Annotated in this window: 8 protein-coding genes; all 8 read right to left on the bottom strand. The window is 55.9% G+C overall.

Annotated elements, in window-relative coordinates:
- Positions 1-383: 383 nt before the first annotated feature.
- The 8 genes from NNL35_RS13440 to fabD all read right to left on the bottom strand — a co-directional run bounded on the left by NNL35_RS13440 (position 384) and on the right by fabD (position 12,783).
- A complete protein-coding gene (locus NNL35_RS13440) occupies positions 384-2,504 on the bottom strand; it encodes a P-loop NTPase family protein (protein WP_254553430.1) in 2,121 nt (706 codons plus the stop codon).
- A gap of 1,254 nt (positions 2,505-3,758) precedes the next feature.
- The gene (gene ftsY / locus NNL35_RS13435; RefSeq protein WP_006676629.1) at positions 3,759-4,769 is read right to left on the bottom strand and encodes a signal recognition particle-docking protein FtsY; all 1,011 of its coding nucleotides are present in this window, start codon (positions 4,767-4,769) and stop codon (positions 3,759-3,761) included.
- Positions 4,770-4,783: 14 nt separating this feature from the next.
- A complete protein-coding gene (gene smc / locus NNL35_RS13430) occupies positions 4,784-8,353 on the bottom strand; it encodes a chromosome segregation protein SMC (protein WP_254553429.1) in 3,570 nt (1,189 codons plus the stop codon).
- Positions 8,354-8,567: 214 nt separating this feature from the next.
- Positions 8,568-9,266, bottom strand: a complete 699-nt coding sequence (gene rnc / locus NNL35_RS13425) for a ribonuclease III (RefSeq protein WP_040731062.1) — start codon at positions 9,264-9,266, stop codon at positions 8,568-8,570.
- 12 nt (positions 9,267-9,278) lie between these two features.
- Positions 9,279-10,514 (bottom strand): beta-ketoacyl-ACP synthase II, encoded by a 1,236-nt coding sequence (gene fabF, locus NNL35_RS13420; protein WP_254553428.1) that lies wholly within the window; start codon positions 10,512-10,514, stop codon positions 9,279-9,281.
- A 125-nt stretch (positions 10,515-10,639) separates the two neighbouring features.
- Positions 10,640-10,876: an acyl carrier protein gene (gene acpP, locus NNL35_RS13415; RefSeq protein WP_006676625.1), complete on the bottom strand. Its 237-nt coding sequence runs from the start codon at positions 10,874-10,876 to the stop codon at positions 10,640-10,642.
- Positions 10,877-10,984: 108 nt separating this feature from the next.
- Entirely contained in the window at positions 10,985-11,731 is a 747-nt protein-coding gene (gene fabG / locus NNL35_RS13410; RefSeq protein WP_254553427.1) for a 3-oxoacyl-[acyl-carrier-protein] reductase, read from the bottom strand.
- A 128-nt stretch (positions 11,732-11,859) separates the two neighbouring features.
- The gene (gene fabD, locus NNL35_RS13405; protein ID WP_254553426.1) at positions 11,860-12,783 is read right to left on the bottom strand and encodes an ACP S-malonyltransferase; all 924 of its coding nucleotides are present in this window, start codon (positions 12,781-12,783) and stop codon (positions 11,860-11,862) included.
- Positions 12,784-12,791 lie beyond the last annotated feature (8 nt).

Genomic DNA, 12,791 nt, shown 5'->3' with positions numbered 1-12,791 from the left:
CAAAACACCGACATCAAAAGCTCCCCATTCCTATAAGGTACCCTTATCATACAAGATTAGGAAGCGAATATCAAGCGTTTGAAGCATAAGACGCCCGCCCGCCGATGATGAGCAGACGGCAGGCATCTTATGGCAGCATGCTGGCGCGCAGGAAGCAAGGCTCACTTTTTCTTTGGCTTGATCCTTGCCAGCAATCCGTCTTCCCCTGAGCCAGGCAGATCGGTCCCGGTCCAGATCACCTTTTGCAAGTTCATCCCTTGGACGGAAAGTACGTTTGGACCATGCCGTCCCGTTGCTAGACATATATGAATAGGCTCCGCCAACGGCTGCATTATCAGTTATCCTCAACGGCTCTTCATTCCTCTTTTCGCAGAATGCGATTGTTAAGCCTTTTCGGCGGGAATCCGATTCAAATCGATTTGCTTGGAAAACCGCATACGCAGCACCGAGCTGACATCGAGGAATGCCTTCACTTCTTCTTCCGGCCCTTCAATGACGATGACCTTGTCCGCATTCATCTTATCCGTCGCCTTCATCAGCGCATCCGCCACCGCCCGCTCCGCTTGTACCCGCTCGGGGGCCGAGCACAGTTCATGAATACGGACGACAAGCAATCCGCCCTCCGCTTGCTGCAGACTGTTCTGCAGCTGATCATGAAGCTCCTGCACCGACCGTACGTTCTGCAGCTCCGTATTTACGACATGTCCGCGGGCTACGATACCATAATGCTTATACAGCCCGGCCAGCCAATGAGCCAGTGATGATCTTCCCGACTCGGCGCCTCCCTTGAACACGAAGCAGGCCGAAGGAGTATCCGCATATATGCCTTTGGTCTTCCGCTCGCGATAGGCATGGAGCTGCTCCGCCCATTCAGCCAGCGTGGCGCGCTGATCGTGCAGTTCTTCGCTACGGCTCAGCTCCGCCTCCCAGTCGAACGGTTCTGCCTGAACCATATTCGGTTCATTTTTCTCCACATTATGCTGAACCCCATTCTGCTCAAGTCTCTCCCCAATCTCCTGAACCACATCCAGTTCAATTCTTTCCTCGTTCTGCTGAACCGGTTCGGATTGCGGAGCAACAGCCTCCGGTTCCGCATGCTCCCATGGCGGTGTGGCTGAAGGCAGTATTTCAGGCACAATTTGTTCCGTAGGGAAGGAAGAGCGTTCGAACTGATGAGAGCGATCGGCCGCCACATCCGAAAGATCCTTACCTGATGGCGTCGCCGTTCGCAAGAACGGAATCAAGTACGGGAAAAAGGCCCGGATTCCGATATATTTGTCCAGTAAGCTATTTAGCTTGTTCGGCGGCCCGATCAAAATGACAACGATATCCTCGTTGCACTGATCCAGATAGCTTAACAGCGAATGGATCGCCTCACTGCCTTGTTCCGGCGCACCCGGCTCAGACAGCCGGTACAAATCAGGAATGACGACAACATTGCCGGAAGCCTCGTCAAGAGCATCGTTGACCTTTGTAGAGATTGCGAACGGATCTGACCCTAGCAGTTCGCAGAAAGGGACCTCCACAACCTCCCCCTCGTAGAGAATGTCGATCTCATATAATAATTTGCCGACAATACGCGCGATCGTCATCTGTCCCATGCCCGGCAGGCCGGCAAAAATCATATTCATTCGCAGTTCATAGGTATCGAACCCGAGGTCTTCCCGCTCCTTCATCTCTGACAGCACATCAACCAACTGTCGGACATATTGCTTGGCCGCCTCCATGCCATGAAGAGCGTCCAGTTGCTGAAGCAAACCTTCTAGCCCATTCTCAGTCTCAGCTACTATTTCCTCAGATAGTTCCCGGCTTACTCTATCCAGCCACGCAGGAGTCACGAGCACGCTTCGTTCGGTGCGATGTCCCTCTGCTGCACCAACGATATGGCAAGCTTCCAAAATTTGAAGCAATTCGATCGCCTGATCCCTGTCGACAGCAAGGTGGAACTGCAGCAGATCCGCCGAGGCATAACCCGCGCCCACCACAACCGATCCCGCATTCTTCACCCGTTCATCTCTCAAGCTATGCCAACCAGCCTCGTCCTCGTCGTCTCCGTCGTCAGCTTCATCTTCGTCTTCATCATCTTCATACTCATGCCAGGAGTTCACCAGCGCCTTAACTCCCTCCGGCGTCAGGAGCACCTTCCGTACAGAACTGTCGCTTGAAGCTTCATCAACAACTCCATACTCCTCCAATTCATTCAATATGTACTCGGCATCTTCCTCATCGATGTCAAGCTCGGCCTCCAACAGCTCCGAGGAAGCATAGCCTGCCTGAGCTACGATGACCGCAGCATCCTCGACCAGTTCATCATACTCCTCGTCTTCTTCGTCCTCTTCATCATCATCCTCATCGTACTCATTTTCTTCATACTCATCTTGATCATTATCATGACCGTCCCATTCAGTCAGAGCTTCCCCCTGCTCATCGTGCCGGCCTGTTTCGTTCTCCTGCTCCGCTTTGTTGTTCAGCCCGGAGAACATCACAATTGCAAGCAATGGCACAAATATATAAGCAGCAGGCTCCCAGATATTCTTAAGGATCGCCCAAACTAATATAATAATAATGAGATTGACAAGACCACGAAATATTCTCAATGCCAGCACCAGCTTTCCTCATTCTCACCCCCCATCATATCACAACATATTCCACCTTTCGTCCAACCAATCTTACAAATTTGCAGCATTATCTGCCCCTTCAGATATCCTTCCAGGCAATCTCCCTTTGGCTCAGATTCCACCCACGGCTGCTCATTTCTACGTATTGCCTTCTGAGCAGTTCCTTACCTCTATTGTTCTTTCCCTACCTCTATTGTTCTTTTCATCATTCTCCCATCGAGTCAGGTTAGCCCATTCGGATATTCATTGAAGCAATCTCCTTTTGGCTCAGATTCGACCCTCAGCTGCTCATTTCAACGTCCTGCCTTCTGAGCAGTTCCTACCTCTATGTTCTTTTCATCATTCTCCCATCGAGTCAGGTTAGCCCATTCGGATATTCATTGAAGCAATCTCCCTCGGCTCAGATTTCCGCCCACGGCTGCTCATTTGACTTTGAGTTAGGACTTGGAAAGGCTCGTAAACGGCTAGATACCCTGACTTTTCCTGAACAAATGGGATAGTGATCATAAGCGGCTTAACACACATGTACCGTTCCTGACCCATTGGGAAAGTGCGCATAAGCGGCGTAACACATGTACCGCTCCTGACCCATTGGGAGAGTGCACGTATGTGGCGTGACACATTTACCGTTCCTGACCCATTGGGAGAGTGCACGTATGTGGCGTGACACATTTACCGTTCCTGACCCATTGGGAGAGTGCACGTAAGTAGCGTAATACATTTACCATTCCTGACCCATTGGGAGAGTGCACGTATGTGGCGTAACACACATTTACCGTTACTGACCGATTGGGAGAGTGCGCGTAAGTAGTGTGACACGTTTACCATTCCTGACCGATTGGGAGAGTGCACGTAAGTAGTGTGACACGTTTACCATTCCTGACCGATCGGGAGAGTGCACGTAAGTGGCATAACACGTAGACCTTTCCTGAACAAATGGAACAGTCAGCATAAGCGGCGTAACACACATATACCGTTTCTGACCTATCGGGGGAGTCCCCGTATGTGGCGAGAAAAATGTGCGTATGCGGGTAGACAGTTTACGATCACCAGTTGTAGATGCACAAAAAGACGCCCCTTACCGGGACGTCTTCTGAATCGCTTTATTTTGAGCTGGATGCATGATGCTCGATGCTCGTATCATGATTGTTGCTGTTCCTCCGCCTCTTGCTCTTCTGCCTCCTGGATCAGACCGGCGAACAGGGCGTGAACGAACTGCTCGGAATCGAATTCCTGCAGATCCTCCATTTTCTCGCCCAAGCCGACGAGCTTGACCGGCAGGCTCAGCTCCTGGCGGATGGCGATGACGATGCCGCCCTTGGCGGTTCCGTCCAGCTTCGTGAGCACGAGGCCGGTGACGCCGCTCTTCTCTCCGAACAGCTTCGCCTGGCTGAGCGCGTTCTGGCCTGTCGTCGCATCGAGGACCATAAGCACTTCATGCGGCGCATCCGGAATCTCGCGGCGGATGACGCGGAAAATTTTGTTCAGCTCTTCCATTAGGTTCGTCTTATTCTGGAGACGGCCTGCGGTATCGCACAGCAGCACATCGACATTGCGCTGCTTCGCGGCCTGCACGGCGTCATACATGACCGCAGCCGGATCCGAACCGGCCTGCTGCTTGATGACATCTACGCCAACGCGCTGTCCCCATACTTCCAGCTGCTCAATCGCTCCAGCGCGGAACGTATCTCCCGCCGCAAGCAGCACGGACTTGCCTTCCTGCTTGAAGCGGTAGGCCAGCTTCCCAATCGTCGTCGTCTTGCCGACGCCGTTCACCCCGACGAACAGAATGACGGTCATTCCGTTCGGATTCATCGTCAGCTTGTTCGATTCGTCGCCGCGCAGCAGATCGACCAGCTTCTCCGACAGCACGGGCTGCAGTTCCGCTGCGTCCTCGATTTTGCGCTGGCGCACTTCGACACGCAGATCGTCAATCAGGTTCATGACGGTCGTAACGCCCACGTCCGCCCCGATCAGAATCTCTTCCAGCTCTTCATAGAACGCTTCGTCAATTTTTTTGCGCCGCGTAATGAGATCCGAGACTTTCTCGACCAATCCTTTGCGCGTCTTCTCCAAGCCTTCCTTGAACTTATTCGTAACCGATTCGGTCTTGGATGCGATGCTTTCCTTCAATTTTTTGAAAAAACTCATAGCTCCCCCGCTCCTTATGCAATGATAGCTTCTTCATCTTCCAGCTTGACGGAGACCAGCTTGGATACGCCGCCTTCCTCCATCGTCACGCCGTACAGCACATCTGCCTCTTCCATCGTGCCTTTGCGGTGTGTAACGACGATGAACTGCGTCACCTCCGCGAATTCGCGCAAATACTGGGCAAACCGTGTCACATTGGCTTCATCCAGCGCAGCCTCCACCTCGTCCAGCACGCAGAACGGCACCGGCTTCACATGCAGAATGGCGAATAAGAGCGCCATGGCCGTCAGCGCGCGTTCCCCGCCGGACAGCAGCTGCAGATTTTGCAGCTTTTTGCCGGGAGGCTGGGCTACGATATCGATGCCGGTCTCCAAAATGTTGTCCGGCTCAAGCAGCACCAGATCAGCGCGTCCGCCGCCGAACAGCTTGGCGAAGACGACAACGAACCGCTGACGGATCTCATCAAAGGTCGCCTTGAACCGCTTCGACATCTCGTCTTCCATTTCGCGGATGACTTGGTACAATGCCGTTTTCGCTTCGATCAGATCGTCTTTTTGCTCGCTCAAATATTGATATCTTTCATTGATTCGCTCGTATTCTTCAATCGCTCCGAGATTGACTTCTCCGAGGGCCGAGATTTGGCGCTTCAGGTCGCGCACTTCCTGCTGGGCCGCCTCAATATCGTCCGGCATCGCATAGCGGTGCTTCGCCAGCTCGAAGCTAATCTCGTATTCGTCGCTCAGCTTGCGCAGCAGATTGTCGAGCTCCACATCCAATCGGTTCGCCTGGATCTCGGTCTGCCGCATCGCCTCTTCCACCTGCTTCAATTCGGTGCGCTGCTCCTTCGTATCGCTCTCGGCGATCTCCAAGCGCTCCAGGGAAGCGGCGCGATCCGCACGCTTGAACTCGATCTGCTTCCCGGCCTCCTGCTTCTTCACACCGAAATGGTTCAGATCCTCCGTCTGCTTCATCGCTTCGCGCTCGGCCGTCTCCAGATCGATTTGCACTTGAATCAAGCTCTGGGTGAGCTGCGTATACTCCTGCTCATAGCCATGGGCCTCTTCCTCTACCCGTTTCAAGCGCTCTTGAAGGGAGAACGTCTCCTGCTCCAGCTTGCCCTGGCGAACCTTCATGTCGGTCAGTTGAGTTTGCAGTTCCTCTTTGGCCGATTCGTTCGCCTTGCGCGCCGATTCAGCCGTCTCGATGGCGACGTGAAGACGATCCTCCTCGATCTTCAGTTCAGACAGCCGCAGCTCCGCCGTTCTGCGCCCGGACTCCAGCGTCGTCATTTCCTCGGCGGCATGGGCGAACTCCTGGCCTTCCATCTCCAGCAATTCAGCCAGCTGGCGCTCCTCCTTCTCCAGTTGGGTCAGTTCGCTCGCCAGTTGCTGCTCGCTGATTCGCTTGCTCTCTCCCTGCTCGCGCAGATCATCCAGCCGCTTGACGGCCGCGGCCGTCCGCTTCTTCAGCTCGGCAACCGATTCGTTCAGCTTCGCTAACTGCTTGTCCGTCGCTTTGATATCGGCGTCGAGCTGTTCGAGCTGGCGCTTCCGCCCGAGCAGATTGGCGTTCTTCTTGTTCAGGCTGCCCCCGGTCATGGAACCGCCGGCATTGACGACGTCGCCTTCGCGGGTCACGATGCGGTAGCGATATTGCAGGCGGGCCGCAATCCGGTTCGCATCCTCCAGCGTCTCCGCCAGCACGACATTGCCGAGCAGGCTTCCGACCACATTCGCATAGGCTTTGTCGCTCCGCACCAGATCGGCAGCGATTCCGATATATCCTTCGGCGCCTTCCACAGCCCGGCGATCCGACTCATTCATCGTCCGGCTCCGGATGACATCGAGCGGGAGGAACGTGGCCCGTCCCAGCTGCCGCTGCTTCAGGAACGTAATCGCTGTCCGGGATACAGCTTCATTTTCCATGACGATGTGCTGCAGCGCGGCGCCAAGCGCGGTCTCGACCGCGGTCTCCAGCTCTTCCGGCACCCGGATCAGCTCGGCTACCGCGCCGTGAACGCCCTGCAGGCTGTTGCGCCGGGCCGCCTTGAGCACCTCCCGGACCCCGAGCATGAAGCCGTCGTAATCATTCGCCAGCTCCTTCATCGTATCGCGGCGCGAGACGAGCGCATCGGCTTGCTGCTGCCATTTGCGAGCCGCTTGCTCGGTCTCGCCAAGCAGCGCCTCGTCCTTCTTCAGTTGCTCGCTCTCCTGCAAATACCGGTTCCGTATGTATGCGAGATCCTCGGCCATCGTCTCCATACGCCGCTTCGCATCTTCCATCCGCTTGCGGAGATCGGCCTGCTCCTGCTCCCGCTTCGTACGGCCCTGCTTCATCTTGTGAAGCCGCTTGTCCAGCGCTTCCTTCTGCTGGTCGTAATAGCGGATATCGTTGCGCTGCTGGGCCATCTGGTTCATAATGTCGAGCAGTTCGCCCTTCAAGCTCTCCTCCGCATCGGAGCTCGTCCCGCCGGTTACGCCGACAAGCCGCGCCTCCTCCGCATGAATGAGCCCCTTCGTCTCGACGAGTTCGCTCTCCAGCGACAGCAGCTTCTCGCGGACGGCCTGAACCTCCAGCTGCTTCGTCCGCATCCGCTCCGATGTCGTCGCCAGGCTGGCCCGCATCTGCTGCTCATTCGCGACCAGGTTGCGCTTGCGCTCGCGGAGCACCTCGCCCTGGCCCTCGCACTTCTCATACTCCTCGCTGTAATGCAGCAGCGTCGCCTGCAGCCGCTCCAGTTCTTCCTCCAGCTTGCGCAGCTCGACCCGGTGCACTTCCAGCTTCGAATCATGCTCGCTTACGACCGTGGACAACGCCAGCTCCCGTTCCTTCAGCTCGGACAGCTTCGCATTGGCCTGCTGCCAGGATGTGTGCAATTGCTCGATCTGATGAACGTAGACGGCGATTTCCTTCGTCTTGAGCATTTCCTTGAGCTGCTTGAAGTGTCGCGCCTTCTCGGACTGCTCCTTGAGCGGTCCGATCTGATCTTCCAGCTCCACGACCAGATCGTGAATGCGCAGCAGATTCTGCTCGGTATCGTCCAGCTTTTTCTTCGCATCCCGCTTGCGGGACTTGTACTTCACAATGCCCGACGCTTCCTCAAAAATACCGCGCCGATCTTCGGAACGCGTACTCAGAATCTCTTCTATCCGGCCTTGCCCGATAATGGAGTAGGCTTCCTTGCCGATGCCCGTATCCATGAACAACTCCGTAATATCCTTCAAGCGGCAGGGCTGCTTGTTGATAAAATATTCGCTGTCCCCCGAGCGGTGGACGCGCCGGGTGACGGTCACTTCATGGAAGTCCAGACCGAGCGTCTCGTCACTATTGTCCAGCGTCAGCGAGACTTCCCCGAAGTTCACCGCCTTCCGCGCATCGCTGCCCGCAAAGATAATATCTTCCATCTTGCCGCCCCGCAGCGATTTGGCGCTCTGTTCGCCGAGCACCCAGCGGATGGCGTCGGATATATTACTCTTGCCGCTGCCGTTCGGGCCGACGACACCGGTAATTCCCTGAACGAACTCCAACTCCGTTCGGTCCGCGAACGACTTAAAGCCCGCCAGTTCTAACCGTTTTAAGAACATCGTTCCTCATTCACCTCAACGTTTATTGTACCATATCGCGATCCGAATCAGCCCACTCTATCCGGTTGTCCATGCTGCCTGACCAAGCCCCGGCGCTGGACAAAGAAAGAGCAAAAACCAGCCTGTCACGGAATGGCATCCGTTCCGTCTCGCGCGCTGCTCTTTGCTCTTTCTGCGAAACCGGCCGGCAGCGTCCCGCCGGCCTAACAGTACCTTATGATTTCGGAATAACCAATTGCTCGAGGGCTTCAGCCGCAGCCTGCTGCTCCGCTTCTTTCTTGGAGCGGCCGACTCCGCGGCCCAGACAGATCTCTCCCATGTGAACCTCGGACACGAACTCCCGTTCATGCGCAGGTCCGCGTTCCTCCACAATACGATACTCAAGCGCCCCCAGGTTGTGGTGCTGCGTGAGCTCCTGCAGCTGCGTCTTGTAATCATTCGTCTGCAGCTTGCCGTCAAGCGAGATCTGCGGAAAAATATGATTCCGCAAAAACTCCCGCACAGGCTCCAGCCCTTGATCGAGATACAATGCACCGATGAACGATTCGAACACATCGGCCAGCAGCGCTGGGCGTGTCCGCCCTCCCGTCAACTCTTCGCCTTTGCCAAGCAGCACATACTTGCCGAATTGCAACTGATTGGCAAATTTGACGAGGGATGGCTCGCAGACGATCGATGCGCGCATCTTGGTCAGTTCTCCTTCGGGCCGTGTCGGACATTGATGGAACAAAAATTCGGACACTGTCAGCTCCAACACAGCATCGCCCAAAAATTCTAGGCGTTCATTGTCTTGGTGCTGACCGAAGCGATGTTCGTTTACGTAGGAAGCATGGGTAAACGCCTGTTTTAACAGCTGCCTGTTTCGGAAATGAATGTTCAGTTTCTGCTGTAACTGCTTCAATTCTACACTCAACAGTCTGACTCCTTACGCTTCGTATTTCGTTAATACAACGGTCGCGTTATGCCCTCCGAAGCCGAATGAGTTCGACATGGCGGTGCGGACGTCCGCCTTGCGCGGCACATTCGGCACGTAATCCAGGTCGCATTCCGGATCTTGATTCTCTAAGTTGATTGTTGGCGGAATCATGCCATGCTGCAGCGTCAATGCGCAGATAACGGCTTCTACTCCGCCGGCTGCACCAAGCAAGTGTCCTGTCATTGACTTCGTAGAACTAATCGCTACATTCCTTGCATGGTCACCCAACGCGGCCTTGATGGCCCGGGTTTCCGATTTGTCCCCGACCGGGGTCGATGTTCCGTGCGCGTTAATATAATCGATCTGCTCCGGCTGGAATCCCGCATCCTGAATCGCTCTCGTCATGCAGAGCGCAGGACCTTCCGGATCCGGCTCCGTAATATGATGCGCATCCGCGCTCATGCCGTAGCCGGCAACCTCCGCATAGATGCGTGCTCCGCGCTGCAGCGCGTGCTCCAGCGACTCGAGAACGAGCACACCGGAGCCCTCGCCCATCACGAAGCCGTCGCGGTCGACATCGAACGGCCGGCTCGCGCGTTCCGGTTCGTCATTGCGGGTGGACATGGCGCGCATCGCACAGAATCCAGCCATCCCAATCGGGCGGATCGTTGCTTCGGCACCGCCGCAGATCATGACGTCGGCGTCGCCGCGCTGAATGATCTTGAACGCATCGCCGATCGAGTGGGTCCCGGTCGCGCATGCGGATACGGCAGCCGTATTCGGGCCGCGCGCGCCGATCATCATCGAGATATGGCCTGACGCCATGTTCGCGATCATCATCGGAATGAAGAAAGGACTGACTCGCTTAACCCCTTTTTCCAGCAAAATGCGATGCTGCTCTTCCCACGTTCCCAGTCCGCCGATTCCCGAACCGACGATGACGCCGACCCGATCCCGATTCGTCTGATCCATGTCCAGCCCGGCATCTTCCAGCGCCTTCTTGCTCGCAGCGATGCCGAATTGAACGAAGCGGTCCATACGGCGGGTTTCCTTCTTATCTATATAGTCTTCCGGATTGAAATCTTTCACGGAAGAAGCGATCTTAGTCGGGTAATCGGTCGTATCAAACGCCTCGATCTGCGAAATGCCTGACTTGCCTTCCATCAGGCTCCTCCACAAGGTATCAAGGTCCGAACCGAGAGCCGTTACCACGCCCATCCCGGTCACTACAACCCTCTGTTTCAACGCGTATCACCTCTATATCAGTTCCGAGTTCTATTCATCAAGCGCATCCCTAGGTAGACAACGCGCTACATACAATGTAAATGAGGAGAAGTCCCGTTACTGCTTGAACGGGACTTACTACCTGCTTACTTATGAGATTGTATGTAATTCACTACTTCTCCTACCGAAGTAATCTTCTCTGCGTCTTCATCAGAGATTTCCATATCAAACTCATCTTCCAATTCCATGACCAATTCCACAACATCGAGGGAATCAGCGCCAAGATCATCTTTAAAAGATGCTTCCAGTGTTACTTCCGCTTCATCCACGCCAAGGCGCTCAACGATGATGCGCTTCACTCGCTCAAACACTTCTGCTGACATCCGGTTCACCTCCTCCTTGGTATTATACGAAAAAACATTTTAAATTACCATATCAAAACCTCTTACAAAATAATGCTTAAAGTCCATGGAATCATAGACTGAGAAGCCCTACATATACATGCCGCCATCGACGTGGATCGTCTGGCCGGTCATGTACTCCGCGTCCTCCGAAGCGAGGAAGCGGACCGCCTTGGCGATATGCGCCGGCTGGCCGAGCTTCCCTAACGGAATCTGGCCGAGCAGCTGCGCCTTCATGTCTTCCGGCAGCACGTCGGTCATATCGGTCTCGATAAATCCCGGCGCGACGCAGTTGACGGTAATGCCCCGGGAAGCAAGCTCGCGGGCCGACGCCTTCGTCAGGCCGATGACTCCCGCCTTGGCCGCCACATAATTGGCCTGTCCGGGATTGCCGAGCACGCCGACGACGGACGAAATGTTAATGATGCGGCCGGAGCGCTGCTTCATCATCGGGCGCGTGACGGCTTTGATGCAGTTGAAGACGCCCTTCAGGTTCGTCTCGATCACCTGATCGAACTCTTCTTCTTTCATCCGCATAATTAAATTATCTCTTGTAATGCCGGCATTATTCACCAAAATGTCAATTTTTCCGAATTGTTCCAACGCAGTCTTCACAAGCTGCTCGGCTTCCTCCATCTTGCCGACGTTGGCCTTCACCGTGACAGCTTTGCGCCCATGGGCCGCAATCGCTGCCGCCGTCTCGGCCGCCGCCGCTTCGCTGCCGGCATAATTGACGACGACATCGGCGCCGGCTTCCGCCAAATGAATGGCAATCGCCCGGCCGATACCGCGGGACGCTCCTGTGACGAGCGCCGTTTTTCCTTCCAAGCTGGACATCGGTATTCCCCTTTCGCAAAATCTTCGATACGAGTCGTCTGCACGCTCTATCGGCATGGACACGAAATGATGTCAGACCTGCGTAGCGAGTTCCATGCGGTTACCGCATCGCCGCGGCCGTCAAGCCATCATTTGTATGCTTCAATCGCCTCTAGACTGTTCATGGAGACGATGCGCACCGATCTGTCGATTTTTTTGATGAGGCCGGCCAGCACCGTGCCCGACCCAATCTCGACGAAGGTGTCCACGCCTTGATCGATCAAATAGCGGACGCTGTCCTCCCAGAGGACAGGCGAAAATACCTGCTCAACCAGCAAGCCGCGAATCTGCTCGGCCTCGGTGACCGGACGGGCGGTCACATTCGCGATGACAGGAATGCGCGCATCCTGCATCTCTACGGCCCGCAGCGCCTCACCGAGCCGCTCGGCCGCCGGCTTCATCAGCGCGGAATGGAACGGTCCGCTCACTTCGAGCGGAATGACCCGCTTCGCTCCGGCTTCCTTGCCGCGCTCGACCACCGCGTCGATCCCTTCGCGGGATCCGGACACGACGATCTGGCCCGGACAGTTCAGATTCGCCATCTCGACCGGAGTTCCGGCGGCGGAGATATCATCGCACAGGGCGCCCAGCCGCTCGCGTTCGGCGCCGAGCACGGCCGCCATAGCGCCCTGGCCGCTCGGAACGGCCTGCTCCATGAACTGGCCGCGCTGGCGCACGATGGCGATCGCATCCTCGAAGCGGAGCACGCCTGCCGCCACGAGCGCGCCGTATTCGCCCAGGCTGTGTCCGGCCACATAATCCGGCCGGATATGATGGCGCTCCAGCGCCTGATAGAGCGCCCAGCTCGTCGCCAGCAGCGCCGGCTGCGTGTTCGACGTCTGCTTCAAGTCGCTCTCCGGACCTTGGAATATCATCTCGGTCAACGGGAATCCCAATACCCGGTCGGCTGTCTCGAACGCTTCCCGCGCCGCCGGAACGGCATCGTACACATCCTTGCCCATGCCGACCGCTTGCGAGCCTTGTCCAGGAAAGACAAATGCCAATTTGCCCATAGGGCACA

It is taken from the genome of Paenibacillus dendritiformis, assembly GCF_945605565.1.
In the GTDB taxonomy this organism is placed as follows: Bacteria; Bacillota; Bacilli; order Paenibacillales; family Paenibacillaceae; genus Paenibacillus_B; species Paenibacillus_B dendritiformis_A.
This window is presented reverse-complemented; position numbering and strand designations above follow the sequence as displayed.